Origin of the sequence: Brucella pituitosa, from assembly GCF_003049685.1 — a bacterium.
GTDB classification, from domain to species: domain Bacteria; phylum Pseudomonadota; class Alphaproteobacteria; order Rhizobiales; family Rhizobiaceae; genus Brucella; species Brucella pituitosa.
In genome coordinates this window covers 1,650,275-1,676,036 of record NZ_PYSY02000001.1, presented here as the reverse complement: position 1 = coordinate 1,676,036, position 25,762 = coordinate 1,650,275, and the positions used below count along the sequence as shown (strand labels likewise).

Here is a 25,762-nt window from a genome sequence, read left to right as displayed (position 1 = left end):
TCGGCTATGTTTACCTATGCGCTGATGCTGATGTATTGGGAAGAATGGGGAAAGCCGTGAACTGAAGGGTTCACGTTGCTCCAGACAGAAAAGACGTTGCCAGATGGCCGGAGACCGCATGACGAGTTCGAAATTCCCGGTGAAGACGAAAACCGCGCTGATAGCCAGCGCTCTTGCCGTTTTTGTTCCGCTTGCGGGATGTGCCAGCAAAAACGACGATATCGATCTTTCCAAGTATGTGGAGACGATCGATCCGGCGGACAAGCTTTACAACGAAGGTCTTGCTAACCTCGATGCAGGTCGCCTTGGCGAAGCCGCAAAGAAGTTTGCTGCTGTTGATCGTCAGCATCCTTACACTGAATGGGCACGTAAGTCGCTCGTCATGGCTGCCTTCACGAATTACCGTCAGGGTAATTATGAAGAAGCAATCAGCATGGCCAAGCGTTACAACACGCTCTATCCAACTTCGCCTGAATCTGCTTACGCATACTACATCATCGGCTTGAGCTATTTCCGTCAGATTCCTGACGTGACCCGTGATCAGGCCGCAAGCCGCCGCGCCATTGCCGCGATGCAGGAAGTGGTCGATCGCTTCCCGGATTCGGAATATACCGACGACGCCAAGACCAAAATCCGCGTCGCTCGCGACCAGCTCGCTGGTAAGGAAATGCAGGTCGGTCGTTATTATCTTGAGCGCAAGGAATATCTGGCTGCGATCAAGCGCTTCCGTGGTGTGGTCGAGGAATATTCGAACACCCGTCAGGTTGAAGAAGCACTCGCCCGTCTGGTGGAAGCCTATTATGCGCTTGGCCTGACGTCTGAAGCGCAGATGGCTGCATCGGTGCTGGGCAAGAACTTCCCAGACAGCCGCTGGTATAAGGATTCTTACAAGCTCTTACAGAGCGGTGGTCTTGAGCCACGTGAGAATGGCGGTTCGTGGCTCGCCAAGGCCTCGGCACTCATCACGGGTGGCGGCGCCTAAGCCGATACCCGCATGCTGTCGCACCTGTCGATCCGCGATATTGTCCTGATTGAAAGGCTCGACATCGAGTTCAAGACCGGCTTGTCCGTACTTACGGGCGAGACCGGTGCGGGCAAATCCATCTTGCTCGATTCGTTGTCGCTGGCGCTTGGCGCACGCGGCGACGCTTCTCTGGTCCGTCATGGTGCCGATCAGGGGCAGGTGACTGCCGTGTTCGATGTTCCGGGCGTCCACCCTGCCAGAAATTTTCTCCGCGAAAATGGTTTTGACGATGACGGTGACGTTATCCTGCGTCGTCTCCAGATGGGTGATGGACGCACGCGCGTTTTCATCAACGATCAGGCTGCAAGCGTTGCGCTGCTGCGTGAGCTGGGCAAGCGGCTTGTGGAAATCCACGGTCAGCATGATGACCGTGCGCTGATCGATACCGATCTTCACCGTACATTGCTGGATGCCTTTGGCGGGCTTGATACCGAGACTGGTGTCGTTCGCGAACGATACAAGGCATGGCGCGATGCTGAAAACGCCTTGTCGAAACATCGTGCGCGCGTTGAGCAGGCGGAACGTGAAGGCGATTACCTGCGCTCATCTGTTGCAGAACTGACCAAGCTTGATCCGCAGCCCGGCGAGGAAGAAGAACTCGCAGAACGCCGCGCTATCATGATGAAATCGGAAAAAATCGCCGGTGATGTGAATGAAGCGGGTGAGCTTCTGTCGGGCAATGGTTCGCCAGTGCCCACACTTGCAAGCCTTGTGCGTCGTCTGGAGCGCAAAATTCCAGAAGCACCGCATCTTTTGGAGCCGGTCTGCAAGGCGATAGACGAGGCACTTAACAGTCTGGCGCTGGCGCAGGACGGTATTGACCACGCCATGCGTGAAATCGACTTTGATCCACGTGTGCTGGAACAGGTCGAAGAGCGGCTTTTTGCTCTCAGAGCCGCTGCGCGCAAATATTCTGTTGCGGTTGAAGGCTTGCCAGCACTGCGTGACAAGATGGACGCGGACCTCGCTGATCTCGATGCGGGCGCAGAAAAGCTGATCCAGCTGGAGGCGCAGGCAACCGAAACGCGTGCTTCTTACGATACTGCGGCGAAGGCTCTGTCTGAACGCCGCAAGGACACGGCTGATCATCTCAAAGCCGCTGTCATGGCAGAGCTTCCGGCACTCAAGCTGGAACGCGCCGAGTTTATCGTGGAAATGACGACCGATACCAATGCGCGTGCCACCGAAGGTATCGATACGGTCGAATATTGGGTTCGTACCAATCCGGGCACACGGGCTGGCCCGATGATGAAGGTTGCTTCAGGTGGCGAGCTTTCGCGCTTCCTGCTGGCGCTGAAAGTGGCGCTTGCAGATCGCGGTTCGGCTCCGACGCTTGTGTTTGACGAAATCGATACCGGTGTGGGCGGTGCGGTTGCCGATGCCATTGGTCAGCGCTTAGCGCGGCTTTCATCGCGTGTGCAGGTGCTTTCCGTCACCCATGCACCGCAAGTGGCCGCGCGTGCCTCTACGCATTTTCTGATTGCGAAATCCGCGACCAATGAAGATCGCATGTCGACATCGATCCGTTCGATTGGTGTCGATGAACGACAGGAAGAAATCGCGCGTATGCTCGCCGGTGCCAGCATCACCGATGAAGCGCGTGCAGCAGCCGAGCGTTTGCTGGCCGAGAACAGCGCATTGGCTAACTAATACGCTGTCAGCAGTCTGTGTGCGATTTGCTGTTTTCATAGGCGCAGCCTCATTTCTTGGTTATGTTGGGCAAAATTGAATCAGCAGGTTTTGCCACGCATATGTCCGATATCTCCGTTGAAAAACTGACCGACCTTGAAGCCGTAGCAGAACTGGAGCGGCTGGCGCGTGCAATTGCGCATCATGATGAGCTTTATCATGCCAATGACAGGCCGGAGATTTCGGATGCGGACTATGATGCACTGAAACGGCGCAATGATGCCATTGAAGAGCGCTTTCCACATTTGGTGCGGGCAGACAGTCCTTCCTTGCGCGTTGGCAGTACGCCTGTTTCCAAGTTCGCACAGGTTGTCCATGCGCGTCCGATGCTTTCGCTTGGCAACGCGTTTTCGGATGAAGATGTGCAGGATTTTGTCGGCAGCGTTTATCGCTTTCTCGGACAGTTGCCAGACAATTCCATTGCCTTTACGGCTGAGCCGAAGATTGACGGGCTTTCCATGTCGATCCGCTATGAGAATGGTATTCTCGTTAGTGCTGCTACACGTGGTGATGGCACGACCGGCGAAAATGTAACCGCCAATATCCGGACCATCGGCGAGATTCCGAATAAGCTTCCGGCGGGTGTTCCAGCGGTCGTGGAAGTTCGCGGTGAGGTCTATATGGCCAAGAGCGACTTTCTCGCGCTCAACGAGCAAATGGTGGCAGAAGGCAAGCAAACCTATGTCAATCCGCGTAACACCGCAGCGGGCTCGTTGCGCCAGCTGGATGCGAAGGTCACGGCAAGCCGTAAGCTGAGGTTTTTCGCTTATGCTTGGGGTGAGATGTCGGAAATGCCTGCCGACACACAGCACGGCATGGTCGAAGTGTTCGCCAAGTGGGGCTTCCCGGTAAATCCACTGACAAAACGTTTGCAGAGTGCGGACGAGCTGATTGCACATTATCGCGCCATTGGTCTCGAACGTGCCAGTCTCGATTATGATATCGACGGTGTGGTTTACAAAGTGGATCGGCTTGATCTGCAAACACGGCTCGGCTTCCGTTCGCGCAGCCCGCGCTGGGCCATTGCACATAAATTCCCGGCAGAGCAGGCAACCACGATCCTGCGCGGCATCGACATTCAGGTTGGACGTACAGGCGCGCTGACGCCGGTTGCCCGCCTTGAGCCTATTACCGTCGGCGGTGTGGTCGTAACCAACGCGACGCTGCACAATGAGGACTATATCAAGGGTATCGGCCTCAAGGGTGAGCGCATCCGTGACGACGAGCACGACATTCGCGTCGGCGATACGGTGATCGTGCAGCGCGCAGGGGACGTCATTCCGCAGATTGTCGATGTTGTGCTCGAAAAGCGTCCCGCTGATGCTGTGCCGTTCAATTTCCCGCATGAATGTCCGGTCTGTGGCAGCCATGCGGTGCGTGAGGAAGGCGAGGCGGTTTATCGCTGCACGGGTGGCCTGACCTGTGCGGCGCAAGCGGTCGAACGCATTCGCCATTTCGTATCGCGTAATGCTTTCGATATTGAGGGACTTGGCGAAAAGCAGGTCGAGTTCTTCTTCCATGCGGAAGATGACAGTCTGAAAATCAAATCGCCTGCCGATATTTTTACGTTGCAGGATCGTCAATCTGGCTCGCTTAAAAAGCTTGAGAACATTGAGGGCTTTGGCGCGACCTCCGTGAAGAAGCTCTACGATGCGATCAATGCTCGACGTGAGATTGCTTTGCATCGCTTCCTGTTTGGCCTTGGTATCCGTCATGTTGGTGAAGTGAATGCCAAGCGTTTTGCCAAGGCTTATCTGACCTATGACAAGTTTGCCGAAGCAGCGACAATGGCTGTCCCGCCGAAAGAAGGTGACCGCACTGACAAGGGCAACGAAGCCTGGCAGGATCTGATTGCCGTTGAAGGCATTGGCGGCATTGTAGCCGAAGCCGTGGTCGATTTTTATGCGGAGCCACACAATCGGGAAGTTCTGAAAGAATTACGCAAAAAAGTAACACCGCTCGATGAAGTGGCACGCATTGCAACCGGTTCGCCGGTTGAAGGCAAGACAGTTGTGTTCACTGGCAGTCTCGAGCGCATGTCGCGCGATGAGGCCAAGGCCATGGCTGAGCGCCATGGTGCTAAGACGGCGGGTTCTGTTTCCAAGAAGACCGATCTTGTGGTGGCTGGTCCTGGGGCAGGGTCGAAGCTTGCGAAAGCGTCGGAACTAGGCATCGACGTGATTGATGAAGATGCATGGCTCAAGCTGGTTGGAGAGGGTTGATGGCTCCGTTCAAAGGTTTCGGCGACAAGGCTATTCCGTTCCTCAAAGCGCTTGATTTTCATCAGAATCGCGAGTGGTTTGTTGAAAACAAGGACTTGTTTGAAGAGCACCTGAAAGAACCGCTTGGCGATCTGGTTGAGGAACTGACGGCGCGCTTTGAGAAAGCGGGGCTCCCCTTCAAGGGAGACCGTGTGAAAGCGCAGTTCCGTATCAAGCGGGATACGCGTTTTTCCAAGGATAAGGCTCCTTATAACCGGCATTTGTCAGCGCTTCTGTCGAACTCTGGCACCAAATGGGATGAGAGCGGTTGCTTTTATGTCTGCATCGGTTTGCCGGGCGTGCGTGATTGCTATGCTGGAGTGGCGTGGTGGGGACCGAAGAAAGAGCTGTTGCAGGCCATCCGCGAAGCAATTGTCGAAAAGCCGGATGAGTATCGCGCTGTTGTGGCAAAGCTCAGGAAAAGCGGCTTGCAGATCAGTGATAGTGATCGACTGAAGCGTACGCCGCGTGGCTTTGATACCGTGACCGATGAGGACCTTCTTGAAGCGATCCGCAACCGGCATTTTGCTGTTCGTCTGGAGATCGATCCAGAGAGCATCACCCATGCCGACCTTGCGGACAGGCTGGTGAAGTTTGCTGAACAGGCGCGTCCGCTGATCGACTGGATCAAGAAGATCGAAGGCACTGTTCCTCAAGCATCAGAATAATGCATTGATGCATCACGCATTTTAATAGGTGATGCTGAAATGCTGCTGATCACGGGCAATTTATTGCTTGAGATTCTTATAGTATGATTTTTCGCGAAAACTGATTTCAACTTGGTGCAAAATTTCCTAAGCCACTCTCATACCAAGGCACTGAGATGCTCACGCACCGCGCTTTGGTATGATTGAGGAGTGATTTTCGTGGATCAGGGTTTTCGGCCAGCACCGGCTTCAGCACGCAGCGACTTTTGGGTCGGTGTTAAACGCGGTCTGCCCATTGTTGCAGCTAGCGCGCCATTCGGCCTGCTGTTCGGTGCTGTGGCACTCGACAATGGCCTGTCGATCAGTGAAGCCGTGTTTATGAGCGCAATGCTCTATGCGGGCGCGAGCCAGATGGTCGGGCTTGATCTTTTCGGTCAGAATATTGCACCATGGATAATTGTTCTATCGATCTTTGCGGTCAATTTTCGCCATGTGCTTTATTCGGCGACCGTTGGTCGGCGTATCAGTCATTTCACATTCATGCAGAAGGCTGCTGCCTTCTTTCTGCTGGTCGATCCACAATATGCCGAAGTGGAAATTCGGGCTGAGGCGGGCCGGAAAATCAGTTTTGCCTGGTATATGGGCATGGGTCTAACGATCTATATCTGCTGGCTTCTTGAGACGCTCATCGGCGCGCTGTTCGGTAATCTGATTAGCAATCCCTATGCGCTTGGTATCGACTTCCTGTTGCCGATCTATTTTCTTGGCATGGTGATGAGCTTCCGCCACCGCGAGCATTGGTGGCCTGTGGTCATCGTCAGTGCGATTTGCGCGATCATTGCTTATAAGCTTGTCGGCTCGCCATGGCATGTGACGCTGGGTGCCATAGGTGGCGTTGTGCTTGCAGCCGTCCTCGCAAAGCCGCAAACAGGGGAGGCATAAGGCCATGTCTACAACGATCTGGATCATTCTTGCAGGCGCTGTTTGCACCTATCTCACCCGCGTCGGCGGACATCTTATTTTATCGCGATTTGAGCGTGTGCATTACCGTATCGAAGCAGCATTGAATGCAGTGCCTGCAGCAGTTTTGACGGCAATCGTTGCAGCACCTGCATCGGATCACGGCTGGCGCGAACTTCTTGTGCTTGTCTTCTGCGTGCTGCTCTCGCTGCGCGTGGGCATGATGACGATGTTTTTTGCAGGCGCAGCGCTGTTGATCGCGCTGCGCCACTTTTTTCCGGGTTAAAGAGCAGCCGTAGCTGCCTCCAGCCACTTGGCCTGTGTGCCATCGAGATGGCCGATAAGCTTCTCACGCACACTTGCATGATAGGCGTTCAGCCAATCGAGCTCTTCCTGCGTAAGCAGTGACTTGTCGATAAGGCGCCGGTCGATGGGGCAGAAGGTGAGCGTTTCAAAGCTCATCATCGGCAGTTCGCCGCCTGCCGGCACTTCCGCCTCCTTCACGATAATCAGGTTTTCGATGCGGATGCCGTAAGCGCCGGGCTTGTAATAGCCAGGTTCATTGGAAAGGATCATGCCGGGCAGAAGCTCGTGTGCGCCCTTCTTGGAAATGCTCTGTGGGCCTTCATGGACCGACAGGTAGCTACCGACGCCGTGACCGGTGCCGTGAGCATAGTCAAAGCCCTGTTTCCAGAGCGCGATACGCGCCAGCACGTCGATGTCCTGTCCGCGCGTGCCTTTCGGGAAGCGAGCGGTGGTGATCGCAATCATGCCTTTCAGAACGAGCGTGAAAGAGCGGATCGTTTCTGGAGTAATCGTACCAACGGCAACCGTGCGCGTGATGTCGGTCGTGCCGTCGCGATACTGTGCACCAGAATCAATAAGATAGAGCTCACCATCTTCGAGTTTGCGGTTTGTATCTGTGTTGACGCGGTAGTGGATGATTGCGCCGTCCGGACCTGCACCGGAAATCGAATCGAAGGAAAGCTCTTCGAGCGGCATCTGGAAATCGCGACCAGCCTTGTCGCGGCTTGCTTCAAGCTGCTGTGCGGCCGAGATTTCATCAACCGTGCCAGGTGTTTTGCCATCAAGCCAGGATAGGAAATTGACCATGGCCACGCCATCGCGCTCGTGGGCGGAGCGGGAGCCGTCGAGTTCAGCCTTGTTCTTAATTGCGCGGGGCAGGCGGGCAGGGTCCTTGCCATGGATCACGCTACCCCCTGCGGCTTCCACGGCAAGGCGCAGCTTTTCTGCAGCGAGCGCCGGATCGAGCAGGATGGTTTCGCCTTGTGCCGCACGCGCGCTCAGGTGGCCTTCAAGCTTGGCAGGTTCGCAGAGTTTGGCAAGCTGCGTGAGATAGGCGCGCGGTTCGATGGCAAGCTTACGCTCGTCGATGAACAGTTCTGGCTCGCCAGTCGCGGGGATAATCGCAAAGCTCAACGGTAGTGGAGTATTGGAGACGTCTTTGCCACGAATGTTGAACACCCATGCTACCGATGACGGATCGGTCAGTACAGTTGCGTTTGCGCCTGCACTTGCCACGGCCTTCTGCATGTCCTTGATTTTATCTTCGGCCTCATGACCAGCAAAGCGGGCAGGCTGAATAGTGACCGGTGCAAGAGGTGCCTCCGGCTGATCGTCCCATATGAGGTCCACCAGATTATGCGCAACCGGCACGAGCTTGCCGCCCTGATTTTCCAGAGCTTCTCGCAGTGCCGCCGCTTCGGAAATCGTGTGCAGCCATGGATCAAAACCAATCGTCAAGCCCTTGCCGTTTTCCGCGAGCCAGCTGGCAGGCGGATTGGTGACAAGGCTTTCATAAGAAAACACGTTGCCGTCGGTCTGATTGCGAACCTGCAGCTCGTAACGGCCGTCGATGAAAATATAGGCCTGCTTTTTCATGATCAGTGCAGCGCCAGCCGAGCCCGTAAAGCCTGTGAGCCAGCTCAGGCGCTGGGCGCGCGGCGGTACATATTCGCCCTGATGTTCATCGGCGCGCGGAACGAGAAAGCCATCAAGGCTCTGCTCGGCCAGCTTCGCGCGTAGCAAAGCTACACGCGGTGCACCGTTGGCCGGATTGGTGGTTACATCAAAAGTCTGAAAAGCCATGAGCGTAACTCGCAAAAAATAAGGAAAGCAGCGTGATTTCAGATGGCCACTATTTCAGATGGCCATTATTTTAGATGGATTGTGACCCAGCCTTCGCGATGAAAGGTTTTCTCGTGGGTAAGACCCTGCGCCTGATAGGCTGCAAGCACCATATCATGCTGGCTGTCGAGGATGCCCGAAAGGATGATCGAACCGCTTGGTGCGAGGTGCGATTTCAGCGAAGGCGCAAGTTCCATCAGAGGATTGGCAAGAATATTGGCGACGATCAGATCGAATGGTGTGTAGGAACGGAAGATCGGATGGTCGAAGCCTTCAGCCGTTGCTGTGACGACGTGTTCGCTCACACCATTGAGAACGGTGTTTTCGGCGGCAACGGTAACTGCAATCGGGTCGATATCGGTGGCAAGAACCGGGATCGGCGCAAGTTTCGCGATAGCGATTGCCAGCACCGCGCTTCCTGTTCCGAGATCAAGCGCATTGGTTGGATGCTCGCGCTCAACCACTTCCTCAATCATTTCAAGGCAGCCGGATGTGGTGCCATGGTGGCCAGTACCAAAAGCAAGTCCGGCATCGATCAAAATCGGAATTTCGTTTGGCTGCAGCTTGTCACGATCATGCGAGCCATGCACGAAGAAGCGGCCCGCACGAACAGGCTTCAGGCCTTCGAGCGAATGTGTCACCCAATCAATATCCGGCAGCTCTTCAGTTTCAAACTTGCCCGCGCCCACCAGTGCATCGATGCGTGCTGCAAGCTCTTCAGCACCATCTTCGGTATAGACGGAAACTTCGGAAATCTGGCGGTCTTCATCGATCTCGGTGATTGCGATCGGGAAGCCGTCATCCTCGAACGCGCGTTCGAGAATGTCATAGATTCGTTCGGCTTCCGTCTTGTCCACTGAGAAGAAGAGGCGTGATTGGGGCATGGATAAAAACTCTCTAAAAGATTCAGAGTAGTTCTTTAACCGTTTGCGCGGCCCTTTGCCAGATTCTTCAACTTTTGCAGGGCTGTATCTGCGTTCTCCTGATAAGCGATAGTGCCGCGGAAGCGTCCGCCCTTGTCGAGCAGAAACACGGAAGCCGTGTGATCCACGGTATATTCACCGTCTTCGGTTGGAACCTTCTTCGCATAAATGTGGTAGGACTTGACCACTTCGGCAACGTTTGCAGGCGTGCCGGTCACGCCAATGATGCGGTCAGACACGTTGCCGACATAGGTTTTCATGATTTCCTGCGTATCGCGTTCCGGATCTACAGAGATGAAATACGCTTTAATATCAGCGGCTTCTGGACCAAGCTGTTTCAGATAGCCATCAAGCTCATAAAGCGTGGTTGGGCATACATCCGGGCAATGGGTGAAGCCAAAGAAAACCAGAGATGGGGTGGCGCGCAGATCTTTTTCAGTAAAAGGCTGTCCATCCATCGCGACGAGATTAAACGACCCACCGAATGGCTCGTCGGCCGCATTGCGATCACGCAGCATGTTGAAGCCAGCCGCACCGACAATTACGATGATGAAGGCGAAGATGAAGATGGGCAGGAATTTTTTCATGTCCAGTCAGCCTTGAATTTTGTTTTGCGTTTATCGCACATAAGCGCGCTAATTAGAATTTACATCGATCTGCGACAGGAAGGCGCTTATATGCAAGCTCTAACTCGCTACTGCAAACGATGTTGGAACGATAAACTCAGTCTAGCAGAATACAAAGATTTCAGAAAGTTTTGAAATGACGCAGGGTGAAGACCTCCGTTTCCAGAATAGTGAACCGCGTATTCATTCAACAGCGCAGCTCAAAGCTTCCAAACTGGGCCGTTATGCCGACATTGGCGAGCGGGTGATCCTGCGTGAAGTGACCGTCGGCGATTTCACCTATTTTGAGCGAAATGGTGAGGGGATCTACGCCGATATTGGAAAATTCTGCTCGATTGCGGCCAATGTGCGTATCAACGCGCTTGAGCATCCGATGGAGCGGCTGACGACGCATAAGGTAAGTTACCGCCCGAACGAGTATTTCCGTTACCTGGGTGTTGATGGCGATTTTCGCGCAAGGCGGCAGGCGAAGCGTGTCACAATCGGCAATGATGTGTGGATCGGTCATGGTGCGGTGATCACACCCGGCGTGACAATTGGTCATGGCGCGGTGATCGGGGCGAATGCTGTGGTGACAAAAGATGTAGCGCCTTATCACGTCGTGGGTGGGGTTCCGGCACGCGTCATCCGCAAGCGCTTCGACGATAAGATCATCGAGAAACTGCTCAAACTTTGCTGGTGGGATTGGCCGGTGGAAAAGCTCTATGAGGCGGTGCCGGACATTCAGGCGCTTGAAATCGAAGCATTTCTGGAAAAATGGGGCGGTTAGGCACACTTCACTTGCGATGCCCGATTTGCTTCGCCATTTTACATATGGAAACTGCTGGAGATATCGAATGTCGAAAATGAACAAGCTCGCCGGACTGCTGGTTGCCCCAATGTTACTGCTCGGTGCCTCAGCTGCCGTGTCTGCCGAGGAGGTTGGTCAGGTTGGTGTGGACTGGCTTGGCAATGACATTGTGATCGATGCGGTGCCTGATCCGAAGGTGAAGGGTGTGACCTGTCATCTTGCGTCATTCTCTCGCGGAATGATTGACCGTTTGCAGAAGGGCAACTGGTTCGAAGATCCGTCCAATGCGTCGATTTCTTGCGAGCAAACGGGACCAATCAGTATTGGCGACATCAAGCTGGGCAAGGGCGGCGAGAGGGTCTTTTCTGAGCGAACAAGCCTGATTTGGAAGAAGCTGGTCATCACGCGTATCTATGATCAGAAAAACAATACGCTGCTCTATCTCGCGCATGCAACACAGGTGCAGGACGGCTCGGCTAAGACATCGCTGTCGACCGTTCCGCTGTTCAAAGGTGATGTGACCTGGGAAAATGGAAAGCCGGAGTAATCTCCGGCTATCACCGTTTTTATCGCTCAGGCGCGCTGAACAAAACTGTCGAGAACGCGCTTTTGTCCGGCCTTGTCGAAATCGATGGTCAGCTTGTTGCCATCGATTGTTGCGATTGTTCCATTGCCAAACTTGATGTGGAACACGCGGTCGCCGACGAAAAAGTCCGACGGCTTGTCGGCCACCGATTTCGCAACCAGTTCGCCATCAATCGTACGGCCTTTGACAGAACCACGACCGGCACCGAAACCGGAGTCCGTTTCGCCATAGCCGATGCGTTCTACATTGGCTCCGGAGCGTGAGCCCCAATTGTTGCGTGTCGCATCCGTGCGGTTCTGTTGTGCGCGTTGCCAGCCGGGCGTTGAATAGGTGTTCTGGAATGGATCGGCCTTGTCGAAGCGCGATTGTCCATAACCGCTATTGCCGTAGCCACCGTAATTGCCTTCCATCTCGGCCACTTCCACATGCGGCTCAGGAAGCTCTTCCAGAAAGCGTGATGGAATGGTCGACTGCCACATGCCGTGGATACGACGGTTGGAAACGAACCAGATATGCAGGTTCTTTTTGGCGCGCGTGACGCCGACATAGGCGAGGCGGCGCTCTTCTTCCAGGCCCGAACGCCCGCCTTCATCCAGCGCACGCTGGTGTGGGAACAGTCCTTCCTCCCAACCGGGCAGGAAGACGGTTTCAAATTCGAGACCTTTGGCGGAGTGGAGCGTCATGATGTTGACGGCATCCATATCTTCGTTCTTCTCAGCATCCATGACGAGCGCGACATGCTCAAGGAAACCACGCAGGCTCTCATATTCCTCCATGGAACGGATAAGTTCCTTAAGGTTTTCGAGGCGTCCCGGCGCTTCTGCCGATTTGTCGTTCTGCCACATGGCCGTATAGCCGGACTCATCCAGAATGTTTTCTGCCAGTTCCGTATGCGGCGTATTATCAATGAGCGATTGCCAGCGGCGGAAATTATCGACCACTTCACGCAGCGCCGAGCGCGGCATGGGCTTCAGCTCTTCGGTTTCAACCAGATCGCAGGCCGCTGCAAACATCGAAATGTCGCGCGCGCGGGCATAATCATGCACCTGACGAATTGCCGCTTCACCAAGGCCGCGTTTCGGCGTGTTGATGATGCGTTCAAGCGCCAGATCATCTGCGGGTTGGGCCACAACGCGCAAATAAGCCATGGCATCGCGGATTTCGAGGCGTTCATAGAAACGCGGACCACCGATAACCCGGTAATTGAGGCCGAGTGTCACAAAGCGATCTTCGAACTCGCGCATCTGGAACGATGCGCGCACAAGGATCGCCATGTTGTTGAGCAAATGGCCCTGACGTTGCGCCTGTTCGATCGCTTCGCCAACTGCGCGGGCTTCTTCTTCCGAATCCCATGCGGCATGGATTTTTACTTTAGGATCGTCGGGGTTCGGGGCTTCCGTGAACAGCGTCTTACCGAGGCGACCTTCGTTATGCGCGATCAGATGGGCGGCTGTACCCAGAATATGTGCGGTCGAGCGGTAGTTGCGCTCAAGCTTAATGACCACTGCGCCCGGAAAATCCTTGTCAAAGCGGAGAATATTATCCACTTCCGCACCGCGCCAGCCATAGATGGATTGATCGTCATCACCGACGCAGCACAGATTGACTTTGTTGTCGCCCGCGCCGAGTTCGCTATGCTCACCGGTTCCGCGTACTGAATTTCCTGCGGGCGCGGGTGCCGTCGTCCTTGATTTCGGACGCTGGGCAAGCAGACGCAGCCACATATATTGGGCGGTGTTGGTGTCCTGATACTCGTCCACCAGAATATAGCGGAACTTTGCATGATATTCGCGCAGGATATCCGGATGCGCACGGAAGATGCGGATCGGGTGCAGCAGCAGATCACCAAAATCGCAGGCGTTCAGCGTGCGCAAACGTTCCTGATAGGCATGATAAAGCTCGCGGCCTTTGCCATTGCCGAATGAACGTGCATCGCCTTCCGGAATATCTGCGGGACCAAAGCCCTTGTTCTTCCAGCCATCAATCATGTTGGCGAAAGTGCGGGCTGGCCAGCGCTTGTCGTCCAGACCTTCGGCCTGGATAAGCTGCTTGATCAACCGGATCACATCGTCGGTATCGAGAATGGTGAAATCGGAAGTGAGGTTCACCAGCTCCGCATGACGACGCAAAAGCTTCACGCCGATGGAGTGGAATGTTCCGAGCCACGGCATGCCTTCGACGGCGCCACCGACCAGATGGCCGATACGCTCTTTCATCTCGCGCGCAGCCTTGTTGGTGAAGGTCACGGCGAGGATCTGGCTCGGATAGGCCAGGCCGGTCGTCAGAATATGCGCGATGCGTGTGGTGAGCACGCGCGTCTTGCCGGTGCCTGCACCCGCAAGAACCAGAACCGGACCTTCGGTGGTTAGAACGGCCTGGCGCTGTTCAGGGTTCAGGCCCTGCAAATAATCAGGTTCACCACGTTGCTGGTTGCGTGCGGCCATGGCACGTGCTGCAATACTTCCGGCCGCTGGCGCTCGGTCAGCCGGTGCTTCATCGCCGAAGAACGGCATATCATCAGGGAAATCGGACATTGCTACCGAATGTAGTGATTCGCTGATGAAAAACCAGCGAAAGCGTTAAATTACTCAAGCTGCGTGACGCGGCGGTCGGTGAAATTGAGGCGGTGCGAAGCGAGAGCTTCGACCAGTCCACGCATTTCCGGCTCGCGGCTCAACAGGTCATCGAGTTCTGTCATCTGGTTCATGGCGATCAGACGAAGAATGTCATCGCGGATCGTGCCATCGGCTCGACGCGGCAAATGCGCGACCGGCTGGATGAGTTCGAGCTTGGTGCCCTTGAGCCGTACGCGCAGGCTCTTTTCATCTGCATCAAGCGTTTCAACGAAAGCATAGAGGCCAACGCCTTTCGCAGGCAGCGAATAAAGCGCCAGCGCCACATCTTTAACACGCGGATCGGATTTGAGGGCGGCCATGATGGTCGGGCCTTCATTGTCGATGCGGTCGCCTGTACCTTCACCGTCCGACCAATTGAATATGCCACGGGTGATGAAGTTGTAAACCTTCTTGCCAGTTGCCAGCCAGATACGTGACGGTAGTGAGCGGCGCGCCAGAATGCGCTTTTCAGTCGGCGTCATCAGATCGGCGGCAAAGGCGCGCTTCTGCTTAATGAGATGTCGAAAATCTTCGTAGGCCAACAGGCGATAGAGCGCACCACGACGACGATGCACGCTTGCAAGCTGAAAATCGATGACGGCTGCTTCGCCTTCCGGCGTCATTAGCCAGTTTTGCGGCTTGGCAAGGTCATTATGCGTGACACCAAGGCGACGCATGTCGCGTAGAATGCGATGTGCTGTACGATACCATTTTGGATCGGATGGACGCGCAAGATGCAACGGCGTGCCTTCTGTCCATGAACGATAGAGGCCGTCACGGTCGGTATAAAGAAGCTGTGGAACGCCTTCGATACCGCGCACGGTCTTCAGTCCACGGATTTCGCGCCGCGCCAGAATCCAGGCAAGCGGCTTCGACCACCATGGTGCAGCGCTGACCACGCGACGGATGATCCGCGTGTCCGGATCGCCTGCAAAATAGCCAGCGCGGGTTTCGGAAAACACGTCGCGTTTAAAGACGGCGGTTTCCACAAACTCCGGTATGCGGTCACCTTTTGCGGGTACATCAATATTTGGGTTCTGAGCCATAAAGTTCCACTAACCGCTTGTGTCCCATCAATCAAGTTTGATGGCATTGTTCAGCTGTTGCAATCATGTGAATGAGGGCGCAAAAGAACTCACATCGCGTTTAAAGCATGTCGTTATCGGGAAACCGGTTCCCACTTTTCCGCGACATGCACAGGGGAGAAGAAAAACATGGCGCAGAGTGACGATATCAAGCAGATCATCCGGCAGGAACAGGCGCTGATTTTCACGTCTTTCAATGAAAACGACGCGTTTTCACTGGGCCATCGGATACGTGATCTGGCTGTAAAGCAAAAGCTTGCAGTTGCCATTGATATATCGCTCTGGGATCGCCGCTTGTTCTTTGCTGCAACAGCAGGAACGACTGTGGACAATAGTGAATGGCTTCGCCGCAAGTTCAATGTCGTGCGCAGATTTCATGCTTCGAGCTATCGCCTCGTTTTGGAACAGAACCGCGACGACAAGATGTTCGCTGCACACAAGGCGCTGGATGTAGCAGATTATGCATTGGCGGGCGGTGGCTTCCCAATCCATGTGGCGGGAGCGGGTGTCATTGGAACGGCTATTGTTTCTGGTCTGCCGCAGCGTGAGGATCACAACCTTGTTGTGCGGGCTATTGCCGAGCATCTGGGGCAAGACCCGGTCGCGCTGGCTTTGGCTTCTGCTTGAACTTTGAAATACGGAGAATGAACGATGTCACTTCAGAATGTGGTTGCTCTTCAGCGAAATGAGGAGGGTATTGCTGCCGCAGTTGCAATCCTGAAACAGCGTTTCGGTGAACGCGCACAGACCGGACAGGCAATCCGCGAGCAGCATGGCCACACGACGACCTATGTGCCGACACAGGCACCTGACATCGTTATTTTTGCTCAGAATACACAAGACGTGCAGGATGTGGTTCGCACCTGCGCCGAGCATAAGGTGCCCGTGATCGCATTTGGTGCAGGCTCTTCGCTTGAGGGCCAGGTGAATGCGCCTGCGGGTGGTGTTTCGATTGATCTCACGCAGATGAACCGTGTTCTGTCGGTCCATGCGGAAGACCTCGATTGTGTGATCGAGCCGGGTATCACACGGCGTGAGCTCAACGAATATCTGCGCGATACGGGGCTGTTTTTTCCCATTGATCCGGGTGCGAATGCAACGCTTGGCGGTATGGCATCGACGCGCGCTTCCGGCACGAATGCTGTTCGCTATGGCACCATGCGTGAGAACGTACTGGCGCTGAAAGCCGTCATGCCAGATGGCAGGCTGATCGAGACATCGAAGCGCGTGAAAAAGACTGCTGCGGGCTACGATCTCACAAGGCTGCTGATCGGCTCGGAAGGTACACTCGGCATCATCACTGAACTCACATTGAAATTGCAGGGCATCCCGCAGGCAGTCTCGGGCGGTATCTGTCCATTCCCCGATGTTGAATCGGCCTGCCGCGCAGTGATCGAAACCATTCAGATGGGTATTCCGGTTGCGCGCATTGAGCTGGTCAATAAACTCCAGATGGAAGCGCTGATCTTGCATTCCAAACTGCCTTATGAAGCGCAGCCTTATTTGTTTGTCGAGTTTCACGGCACGGAAACCGGCGTTGCCGAGCAGGCGGAAATCTTTGGCGAAATCGCTGCGGAAAATGGCGGCGGAGAGTTCCGCTGGACCAATGATCCGGAGGAGCGCGATAGGCTCTGGCGTGCACGGCACGATGCCTATCTGGCGTCCTTCCTGTTGCGTCCGGGCGCCAAGGGTGTTTCAACGGATGTTTGCGTGCCGATCTCGCGCCTTGCCGATTGCATTGCAGAAACTGAAAAAGACCTGGCTGAAAGCGGATTGATCGCGCCAGTCGTTGGTCATGTCGGCGATGGCAATTTCCATCTTCTGCTTTTGCTCGATACGGATGACGCATCGGAGATGGAGCGTGCCGAAGATTTCATGGATCGACTGGTCAAACGTGCTCTGGCCATGGAAGGCACTTGCACGGGCGAGCACGGGATCGGACAGGGCAAGATGAAATATCTTCCCATGGAGCTTGGCGAAGCGACCGACTACATGCGGATGATCAAGAAAGCGATCGATCCGGACAACATCATGAACCCCGGAAAAATCCTTATTTCCTGATTCAAATCAGCCATTTGAATCGTCTTTTTGAGAAGGCGATTCAATATCGTTCATGAATCAGCCGTGAATCGCTTCGGCGAAAGGCAATTTGCCTTGTTATCGCCGGAACGATGCCGTTATGTTGCACCGATAAAGACCGCGTGATTCACCCTTTGTTTCATGCGGCGAGCATTTAGCATTTTATCGGAGCTTCGTTTGGGCCGCATATTCGTCATCGTGGGTGGATTGCTGGTGCTGCTTTTGACTGCAGCGCTCGTTGTGCCGCCATTTGTCGACTGGAGCGGCTATCGTGCCGATTTTGAACGTGAAGCAAGTCGGGTACTCGGTCGTCCGGTCCATGTGACAGGTGATGTGAGCGCGCGCTTGCTGCCTTTTCCTTCTGTGGCGTTTTCCGATGTTCGCGTGGGTGCCGATGCAGCTCATCCGGTGATGACTGTCGATACGTTTTCGATGGATGCCGAACTGATGCCGTTTCTGCGCGGGCAGCTCCTGATTTTTGATATGCGCGTCGAGCGTCCGCAGGCCATTATATCCCTTGATAAGGACGGTAAGGTGGATTGGGCAATTCGTCCTTCCACGCCAATTGACCCTTCCCATATCAAGGTCGAGCGGCTTTCAATCCTCGACGGCACAGCAACATTACACGATGAAGCAAGCGGACGTATTCTTACGGCCACCTCCATTAATGCGGTGATGTCTGCGAATAGCTTGTCGGGACCCTGGCAGGCAAACGGCACATTGGACATCGAAGGGCAGAAGCTCGCGCTTGATCTCAATAGCGGTGAAGCGAAACCTGATGGTTCGCTGCGGTTAAGAGCACGCATTTCCCCTGATGCAATTCCAGCATCCTTTGAAACGGATGGCGATATTACGCTCACGGATGGCCGCCTTAAGTACGCAGGAAACTTCTCGCTTCGTTCGGCGGATGCCGTTGCGCAGAACACCAGAAATCAGAAGACACCGACAGACAAGCCATTTTTTAGCGACTTGCGGGTATCGGGTAAGTTCGACGCGGACAGAAGCCGGTTTGATGCCAGCGAATTCCGTATGGAACAGGGGCCTGCGGATAACCCTTATGTAGTGAACGGCAAAGCATTCATTGATTACGGTGATACGCCCCGGTTTGATATCAGCGCCGATGGACAGCAGATTTTCTGGGGGCCCGTCGAAACAACAGAAGACCAGCAAGCGGCCACACCTGTGCCCCTCGGTGATCGTGTAGCGCTTGTCCGCCGTATGCTCGAACAATTGCCGATACCGGGAATGCCCGGCAATGTGGAACTGCGTTTGCCTGCGGTCATTGCTGGTGGCACCACAATTCGTTCGGTGACGATCAGCGCAGGGCCTGATGGTAATGGTTGGAATATTCGCCAGTTTGCAGCTGATCTGCCGGGACGCACGAAGGTTGAAGCGAAGGGCAGACTTTCGGTTGGTCGGGATTTTGGCTTTGCAGGTGATATGCTTGTGGCTTCGCGTCAGCCGTCCGGTCTCGCCTCGTGGCTCAATGAAACCGTCGATGAATCGATCCGCAAGCTTGATAGTGTCGGCTTCTCCGGCAAAGTTGATCTGCGCGATGGCATGCAGAGCATTGACGAACTTGAAGTCGGATTGGGTCAGACATCGCTGAAAGGCAGCTTCTTGCGGCAGGTTGCGGGTTCTGCCGAGCCCGCCATTACGCTGCGGCTGCACGGTGGCGCAGTAGAGAGCAATGCGTTGCTAGCATTTACCGGCTTTTTCTCGAGTGGTCATGGCATGGCTTCCCTTCAAGGACAGGCGCTTGATATCGGTTTCAAGGCTGGTCCGGTCCAGTATGAGGATATGGAAGCAGGTAGTGTCGATCTGGCCGTGCGCGTGCATGGTGGACGTTTTGATTTTGACCGCCTGATGGTCAACGATGTGGCCGGTACGACTTTAACGGCGACGGGTGCTTATGAGCCGTTCGCATCGGCACCATCAGGTTCGCTGGATGCTACGTTGCTGTCTGCCGATCTGTCGCATTTTCTGACGCTGGTCGCACATCGTCATCCACTGATCCCATTTTTCCGGTCGCTTTCAGCGCGCGCGGACAATTATCCGGGCCTGTTTGACGATACGGAGATTAATATTATCGCCAATGCGGTCGCAGCCCCTAATGGCAACGCTGCGCCAATGCCCGCTGCAGGGGAGAATGTTGGCAAGGACAAGAGTTCACGCACCAAAGAAGCGAACACAAAGACCCCCGCCGAGGGTGGTGAAGCATCTTTCAGCGTGACCGGCAAAGCGGGTGGAATGAAGCTCGATCTCTCAGGCACCACAAGTGGTGGGAGTTCCGAGAGTGATCCGATGCAAATGCAGTTGAACGGAACTGCCTCGTCGCAGAACGGAGAAACTGTTCTCGCTCTTCTGGGCGTGCCTTCATTGCCTCTCGGGCTTGCTGGTGAGTTGACTGCGGATTTGACGATGCAAGGCGCACCGAGCGCGGGTATGCGGACACAACTCAAGCTGACGGCCCCTGATGGGACAGCTGCCGCCGATGGCATCCTTTCGCTGGTGGGTGGCGATATTGCCGCAAGCGGTAAGGCGCAGGTGAAGTCTGCTGATTTGCAGCCGTTTATCGCAACTGCGGGTTATACGCTTCCGGGATTTGGCGAAGGACTGTCCGCCGATCTTTCCAGCGACTTCCAGTTTGCCAAAGGTCTTCTTCGCCTCCCAAATTTTCCGGGGAAGCTTGGTGGCGATGATGTTTCCGCGCGCATAGAGGCAAACTTTTCCGACAGCGGCCTGCCGCAGCTCAAAGGTGAAGCCAAGCTTACTTCTATTGAGCTGGGTAGTCTTGCAGCGATCATGCTGGGGCTTGAGGCTGTTGAGCCTGTTAAACCGTCTAAAGCGACAATCTGGCCAAAGACACCATTTGCAGTGCGACCATCCTTGCCTTTGCTCATTGATATGAAGCTTACCGCTGCACAGGCTCACATGGACGGGTTTGGGGCATTGAGCGATTTTTCCACCCGACTCCAGAAGGGCATGGATGATCTCACTCTCGGGGAGCTGACAGGCAACTGGGCTGGTGGTTATCTGGTTGGTAATGTTTCATTACGCAACACTGACAAAACCGCGCTTTTGACCTCCGATCTCAAATGGAGTGGTGCGGCGCTTCAGGATTTTTATCGTCTGCCAGATGGTAGCAGCCCCTTCGCAGGCACGGTTAAGGCAGCCTTGTCTTTGAATGGCAGCGGTACGAGCGTTGCTGATCTTGTTTCATCACTTGCAGGATCAGGCAGTGCGGATGTTGAGAGTTTTGCGATCAATGGCCTTGATCAAAACGCTTTCCCGGGCATGCTGTCAGCCGCTGATGCCATGGGCGATCAACCTGCTGGCACTTCGCAGCCGGATGCAAAGCAGTTTGCCGCGATTGCAGACAAAGCAGTTGGTCAGGGACGTTTTGTTGCAGGTAATGCGCGATTTGATTTCACAGTGGCTGGGGGTGTTGCCCGATTGGCACCGATTAGTCTCAATTCGGGTGACACGGTGCTGGCAGGGGATTTGCAGTTGGATCTCTCCACACTGCGTCTGAACGGAGAAGGCAGTTTCTCTTTCAAACAGGCTGAAGCCACGCAGTCCGGTAGCGCCGCCAATCTGCGATATTCAATCGGTGGGACTTATGAAGAACCATCGGTTCAGTTTGATCGTCAGCCTTTGGTTCAGTTTCTGACGCAGCGTGCGCTCGAGCGCGAGCAGGAACGGGTCGAGGCCATGCAGGCAGGCATCATGGAAAAGCAGCGCCTACGTCGCCAGCTTGATCTGCTTTCATCGGACGCGCAGGAGCGTGAACGTCTCAGGCTTGAAGAGGAAGCGCGACGCAAGGCCGAGGCTGAAGCGCGCGAGCAGGCTGCACGAAATGCTTTGGAAGCGCAGCGCCCTGCAATGGGTGGCAATCCGCCAGCTCAGCTGGATGGGCAGAGCGGACAGTCGTTGAATGAATTTCTGAAGGATTTGGAGCAATCGCCGAGTACGGCGCCAAGCCCTCAGCCTTAGAGCGCGTTTCTATCGGATTGAAACAGATCGGCGCTCTAACCCATTTGTTCGAAGCATAATCTTATCGATCCTCGTTTCACTCCGGTCGGATTATGCTCTAAATCTGAAGCCTCGATTTCAGCCAGTCGAGCACGTAGAGGCGTAGGGCAGATGAAAGGTTGATCGTGCGCTCACGCTGTCCATCGATCTCGGCAATCAGCGATGCCAAGGAAACCTGTCGGCTCTGGGCTATTTCTTCAAGGATTTCGAAGAAAGGTTCTTCAAGCGTATAGCTTGTGGCGTGGCCGCGGATAGTGACAGAGCGCTTTCTCAAGCGGGCTGACTGGTTCACGTGTTGTCGTCCGATTTATCGCGTGACTCGAGCTTGTTGTGTGCAAGAAAATTTTCTGCCTTACGGATTTCTGCCTGCGCGAAATCCTTCTCGGCCCTGGTCCTGCCAAACAGAACCCTGTTCTGCTCAGCCTGCTTTTCCTTGGAGGCACGCGCTTTGTTCTTTTTGAACTGGCGCAGATTGACGATCTCACTCATGAATGCCTGCCATAACAATAAGCCGCCAGAGGGATAACAGCCTCGATGCTCTTATTTACCTGGCTTTTTCGGGTTGGTGAACCACCATATCAGCAGTGAAAGTATCACGAGCAGAAGCAGTCCGAAAGTCATCTGCCACAGCGGAAAATTCGGCGCGTCTTTGGCGACAAAGAAGCCTGCAACGATGCCACTAAACCATAAGACAATCTGAGCAATTAAACGCAGCATATTATAACCGATCCAGATGAGTTGCCGTCGATCCAGAGCATTTCCAGTTTAAATTGAAACATTAGAAATGCTCTGTCTTTTGTTTTTGCCACATCTTGTTCCGAAAACCGGTTCCCACTTTTCGGGATGTGCTCCAGTATTTACAGTCTAATAGTCTGCACGCTTTGATTAAAGTCAATTGCCAAGCAGCTGCCGATGATAAGCGCTGAAATTTTAAGCCAAAAAAGCAAAACGCCGGGAGAAGGTTTTCTTCTGCCGGCGCATAGAGTGTTTCAGAATGGGAAGACTTACTTTTTGCGGAAGGAATCGAGCGAGACAACATCTGCAGACGGCTTGGGTTCCGTCTCTTCGTTGTCTGTAGCTTCTTTATCCTTGGCAGCAGCATCTTCCTTTTCAGTCGCAGTTTTACGCGGCCTGGATTTTGATTTTGGCGACTTTGCCGGAGCCTCCTCGGAGGAAATCAGCTCAATCGAAGAAATATTGCTGCCTTCATCGTTGTCGCTCGTTGGCTGGACAACGGACACATCGAACTCAAGTTCGAAATTCACTGACGGGTCATAGAAGCCGCGGATAGCGGCGAAGGGGATCGTCAGCTTTTCAGGCACATCACCGAAGGAAAGGCCGATTTCAAACAGCTGGTCCGTAACCAGCATATCCCAGAACTGGTGCTGTAACACGACTGTCATCTGCTCAGGATATTTTTCCTTGAGGCGCGATGAAATGCGCACACCAGGCGCTCCTGTAAGGAACGTGATGAAAAAATGGTGATTTCCAGGTAAGCCAGTCGCCGCCACTTCCGCAAGAACCTTGCGAATGACGCCACGGAGGGCTTCCTGAGCTAGAATATCATAACGGATCAGGTCCTGTACCATATTTTGCTTATCCCACGGATTCGCGGGTTGATGTCAAGTTTGTTCTCAAGGGAATTGAAAATTATATCGTGAAAAAGCTCAACTCCCACGTTGGTGGGGTCGAGAGCGCAATCAATGCGTGAATTTGAAAGTTCTAAAAGACAAAGCGTACAGCTTATGCACGCTTGCCGAATGCCATCAGAAATGTTCGGACGCCATTGATCGAACTTTGCTCAATGATGGAATCGTCGATGCTTTGACCTGTCAGGAGATGGTAGTGGATATCGGCATTGATCAGCGCCAGATAATGACGGGCAGCAAGATCGGGGTCTTCAATCACCAAATCGCCGGCGAGGGCAAGTCGTGCCAGATGGGCGGCGATGGCGGGCACACCTTGCGCCGGGCCTTTGGTGCTGCAAAGCTTTGAGCCCAGCGGAAGGGCGTCCTCGTCGGATTGAAATACTTTGCGTAAAAATGCGGTCGACGGATCATAAACGCAATTGCGACTCATTCTGATGGAGAAGGTGATCAGATCGTTCTCAAGATTTTCGCTCGATTGCGGAAAGGTTGCGAGTACCGCAAAAAGGCTCGACATCATTCTGTCGAAGGCGTCGTCAACAACTGCAGCAAGCAGTGCTTCCTTATCACGATAGTGATTATAGATCGTCTGGCGGGATACGCCGGCCTCACTGGCAATCAAATCGATACTCGCACCCTGAAAACCATCGCGATAAAAAACGCGGGCGGCAGCGCAAAGAATGAAGTCGCGCTTCATGCATTGCCCCGGTTTGATGGCCGTTGAACCCACCCCTTTGGGAAGGGTGGCGGGTCTATCCGATAGAACGGCTATATCGAGCATGTCAGTAGGTTTCATATCCTTAACATAAGACGACTTGACGATTTGGACAATGGTGTCTAATTTTACACTTGTGTCAAATCGGTTTTGACAATCCGTCCATTATGGCGATTGCTACACTATTTTTAAAGGCTGGGATATCCGGTTGGGGGCCGGGGGCGTCGCAGAAGTTGTTAAAAATATGCAGCATTAACATGTGGATAGAACTTCTGTTGCGATATTTGGACTTAGGCTTTCCCATCCTCCCAAGCGGTGCCGCGGGCCTGAATGGGTCCAAATTCGTAACAGGCGACTCACGAAACATTGATGAAAGCGCTCCTCCCCATGACTTCTGGTCTCGTGCGCAATGCGATTATTCTCGGCCTTTTGTCCGCTATTGGTCCGTTTGCAATAGATATGTATCTGCCTGCACTACCGACAATCGCTTCAGATCTCCACGCGGAGACGAGCGCGGTGCAGATGAGTCTGCTTGCGTTCTTTCTGGCGCTGGCTCTGGCGCAACTTTTCCTTGGGCCTCTTTCCGACATGATCGGTCGCAAGCTGCCGCTTTATGGCGGTCTGGTTCTGTTTTCGATTGGCAGCATCGGATCGGCCTTTGCAGCGGATATCGATATTCTGGTGCTGTTCCGCTTCGTGCAAGGTATCGGTGCTGCGTCCGGTTCCGTCATTCCACGTGCGATCGTTCGCGATCTGCACACGGGTGTGGATGCCGCGCGCCTCATGTCCCTGCTGATGCTGGTTTTCTCCATCTCGCCAATTCTGGCGCCACTGACCGGCTCGGTGCTGATCAGCTTCTTTGGCTGGCGCAGCGTGTTCTGGGCGGTGTTTATTGCAGCCCTCATCGGTATCGCCCTTATCGGATCGCTGCTCAAAGAGACGCGCGGTGCGGAAGCGAGGCTTGAGAGCAATATCAGCAGTGCGCTCAGCGGTTATGCGCGTCTGCTTAAGGATCGCTATTTCCTTGGTCTGGTAAGTATTGGCGGCTTTGGTATCTCGGCATTCTTCGTCTATCTGGCGAATTCATCCTTCGTGCTGATCGACCATTATGGTCTGACGCCGAGCCAATATGCGATCGCGTTCTCCGTCAATGCGGTGTCATTCTTCGCGGCTTCGCAGCTCAATGGTGTGCTTGGTGCGCGCTTTGGACTACGCCGTGTGGTCAAGATGGCAGTCACCGGCTTTGCTGTGTCGATGGTTGCGCTACTCGCAGTCATTCTGCTGGGCTACCAGTCGCTCTATGTGATGGCTGCATTCCTGTTCGTCGGATATGGATTTTTGGGTCTTGTCATTCCGACCACAGCGGTGCTTGCCCTCGAGGATTATGGCGAGATTGCCGGAACTGCGTCTGCGCTGATGGGGACACTGCAATTTGTCATCGGCGGTTTGGCTATTGCCGTGACGAGTGCTGTCTTTGATGGATCGCCCTTGCCGATGGTCGCTGGCATTGCGGCCTGCGCCGTCCTTGCATTCATCATCGCAATGATCGCTCTTTCGTCGAAAACACAACCGGCGGAGACTGCGCTAACGGAAACAAAAGTGGCTGAAACTGAGCCAGCAATAGTCTGACTTTTCTAAAGCGTGCCGCGTTTTATCATAACCATGCGGCACGCTTTAAATCTTGTCTTACGCATGTCTTTCTCCCAAAAACGAGCACCACTTTTGGAAGGCCACCCAGCTTTCACAATGGAATGACACCTGCCGAAAATCGTTTCGATTGTCGGACACGATCTGGTGGTCTGAATGCTAAGAATTCAATTAGTGAAGGAAAGTGGAGGCTTCCACTTGAACCCACCTTACTTATTGAAATTAAAGAGAATAGGTTTTCCAGCGAACTACAGGAAAACCATGAACATTATTGGAACAAACCGGC

At 54.2% G+C, this 25,762-nt stretch carries 22 protein-coding genes; 12 read left to right on the top strand and 10 right to left on the bottom strand.

The annotated features are described in order from the left end of the window. The first annotated feature begins 118 nt into the window (after positions 1-118). The 6 genes from C9380_RS08285 (at position 119) to C9380_RS08260 (ending at position 6,867) form a co-directional block, all read left to right on the top strand. On the top strand, positions 119-982 hold the full coding sequence (locus tag C9380_RS08285; RefSeq protein WP_024899598.1) for an outer membrane protein assembly factor BamD: 864 nt from the start codon (positions 119-121) through the stop codon (positions 980-982). A gap of 12 nt (positions 983-994) precedes the next feature. Beyond that, on the top strand, positions 995-2,674 hold the full coding sequence (gene recN, locus C9380_RS08280; protein ID WP_128093357.1) for a DNA repair protein RecN: 1,680 nt from the start codon (positions 995-997) through the stop codon (positions 2,672-2,674). Positions 2,675-2,775: 101 nt separating this feature from the next. Continuing rightward, a complete protein-coding gene (gene ligA / locus C9380_RS08275; protein WP_128093356.1) occupies positions 2,776-4,935 on the top strand; it encodes an NAD-dependent DNA ligase LigA in 2,160 nt (719 codons plus the stop codon). After that, entirely contained in the window at positions 4,935-5,642 is a 708-nt protein-coding gene (locus C9380_RS08270) for a DUF2461 domain-containing protein (RefSeq protein WP_128093355.1), read from the top strand. Before ligA ends, C9380_RS08270 begins: the two co-directional genes overlap by 1 nt. 198 nt (positions 5,643-5,840) lie before the next feature. Further along, positions 5,841-6,563: an AzlC family ABC transporter permease gene (locus tag C9380_RS08265; RefSeq protein ID WP_128093354.1), complete on the top strand. Its 723-nt coding sequence runs from the start codon at positions 5,841-5,843 to the stop codon at positions 6,561-6,563. 4 nt (positions 6,564-6,567) lie between these two features. Continuing rightward, positions 6,568-6,867 carry an AzlD family protein gene (locus C9380_RS08260; RefSeq protein ID WP_024899603.1) on the top strand — a complete coding sequence of 100 codons (300 nt, stop codon included), beginning with the start codon at positions 6,568-6,570 and terminating at the stop codon, positions 6,865-6,867. On the opposite strand, the gene C9380_RS08255 is transcribed toward C9380_RS08260, so the two are convergent. The 3 genes from C9380_RS08255 to C9380_RS08245 form a co-directional block, all read right to left on the bottom strand. Beyond that, complete coding sequence (locus tag C9380_RS08255) at positions 6,864-8,690, bottom strand: aminopeptidase P family protein (RefSeq protein ID WP_105705760.1); 1,827 nt, start codon at positions 8,688-8,690, stop codon at positions 6,864-6,866. The genes C9380_RS08260 and C9380_RS08255 overlap by 4 nt on opposite strands. Positions 8,691-8,755: 65 nt before the next feature. Next, a complete protein-coding gene (locus tag C9380_RS08250) occupies positions 8,756-9,613 on the bottom strand; it encodes a 50S ribosomal protein L11 methyltransferase (protein WP_024899605.1) in 858 nt (285 codons plus the stop codon). Between the two features lie 35 nt (positions 9,614-9,648). Then, a complete protein-coding gene (locus tag C9380_RS08245; RefSeq protein ID WP_024899606.1) occupies positions 9,649-10,239 on the bottom strand; it encodes an SCO family protein in 591 nt (196 codons plus the stop codon). Positions 10,240-10,414: 175 nt separating this feature from the next. On the opposite strand from C9380_RS08245, the gene C9380_RS08240 reads away from it, so the two are divergent. Further along, positions 10,415-11,047, top strand: coding sequence for a DapH/DapD/GlmU-related protein (locus C9380_RS08240; protein WP_111786505.1), 633 nt, complete (start codon positions 10,415-10,417; stop codon positions 11,045-11,047). A gap of 67 nt (positions 11,048-11,114) precedes the next feature. Next, positions 11,115-11,615 (top strand): CreA family protein, encoded by a 501-nt coding sequence (locus C9380_RS08235; protein ID WP_024899608.1) that lies wholly within the window; start codon positions 11,115-11,117, stop codon positions 11,613-11,615. A gap of 26 nt (positions 11,616-11,641) precedes the next feature. Here C9380_RS08235 and C9380_RS08230 read toward each other — a convergent pair whose 3' ends face one another. Continuing rightward, positions 11,642-14,188: an ATP-dependent helicase gene (locus C9380_RS08230; protein ID WP_128093353.1), complete on the bottom strand. Its 2,547-nt coding sequence runs from the start codon at positions 14,186-14,188 to the stop codon at positions 11,642-11,644. Positions 14,189-14,238: 50 nt separating this feature from the next. Next, positions 14,239-15,315, bottom strand: coding sequence for a serine/threonine protein kinase (locus tag C9380_RS08225; RefSeq protein ID WP_128093352.1), 1,077 nt, complete (start codon positions 15,313-15,315; stop codon positions 14,239-14,241). A gap of 168 nt (positions 15,316-15,483) precedes the next feature. On the opposite strand from C9380_RS08225, the gene C9380_RS08220 reads away from it, so the two are divergent. From C9380_RS08220 to C9380_RS08210, 3 genes are all read left to right on the top strand, one after another. Further along, positions 15,484-15,981, top strand: a complete 498-nt coding sequence (locus C9380_RS08220) for a heme-degrading domain-containing protein (RefSeq protein WP_105705764.1) — start codon at positions 15,484-15,486, stop codon at positions 15,979-15,981. Between the two features lie 24 nt (positions 15,982-16,005). After that, positions 16,006-17,415 (top strand): FAD-binding oxidoreductase, encoded by a 1,410-nt coding sequence (locus C9380_RS08215; protein WP_128093351.1) that lies wholly within the window; start codon positions 16,006-16,008, stop codon positions 17,413-17,415. 195 nt (positions 17,416-17,610) lie between these two features. Further along, complete coding sequence (locus C9380_RS08210; protein WP_128093350.1) at positions 17,611-21,429, top strand: AsmA family protein; 3,819 nt, start codon at positions 17,611-17,613, stop codon at positions 21,427-21,429. 97 nt (positions 21,430-21,526) lie between these two features. On the opposite strand, the gene C9380_RS08205 is transcribed toward C9380_RS08210, so the two are convergent. From C9380_RS08205 to C9380_RS08190, 5 genes are all read right to left on the bottom strand, one after another. Further along, positions 21,527-21,760 (bottom strand): ribbon-helix-helix domain-containing protein, encoded by a 234-nt coding sequence (locus C9380_RS08205; RefSeq protein WP_024899614.1) that lies wholly within the window; start codon positions 21,758-21,760, stop codon positions 21,527-21,529. Then, positions 21,757-21,957, bottom strand: a complete 201-nt coding sequence (locus C9380_RS08200; RefSeq protein ID WP_024899615.1) for a DUF4169 family protein — start codon at positions 21,955-21,957, stop codon at positions 21,757-21,759. The genes C9380_RS08205 and C9380_RS08200 overlap by 4 nt, the downstream gene beginning before the upstream one ends. A 51-nt stretch (positions 21,958-22,008) precedes the next feature. Continuing rightward, positions 22,009-22,185 carry a hypothetical protein gene (locus C9380_RS26785; RefSeq protein WP_164844639.1) on the bottom strand — a complete coding sequence of 59 codons (177 nt, stop codon included), beginning with the start codon at positions 22,183-22,185 and terminating at the stop codon, positions 22,009-22,011. A 287-nt stretch (positions 22,186-22,472) separates the two neighbouring features. Then, complete coding sequence (locus C9380_RS08195) at positions 22,473-23,057, bottom strand: SspB family protein (protein ID WP_111786509.1); 585 nt, start codon at positions 23,055-23,057, stop codon at positions 22,473-22,475. A 154-nt stretch (positions 23,058-23,211) separates the two neighbouring features. Then, the gene (locus tag C9380_RS08190; RefSeq protein ID WP_128093349.1) at positions 23,212-23,910 is read right to left on the bottom strand and encodes a TetR/AcrR family transcriptional regulator; all 699 of its coding nucleotides are present in this window, start codon (positions 23,908-23,910) and stop codon (positions 23,212-23,214) included. A gap of 306 nt (positions 23,911-24,216) precedes the next feature. Here C9380_RS08190 and C9380_RS08185 point away from each other — a divergent pair, with 306 nt between their 5' ends. Next, a complete protein-coding gene (locus C9380_RS08185) occupies positions 24,217-25,458 on the top strand; it encodes a multidrug effflux MFS transporter (protein ID WP_100560130.1) in 1,242 nt (413 codons plus the stop codon). The last annotated feature ends 304 nt before the right edge of the window (positions 25,459-25,762 follow it).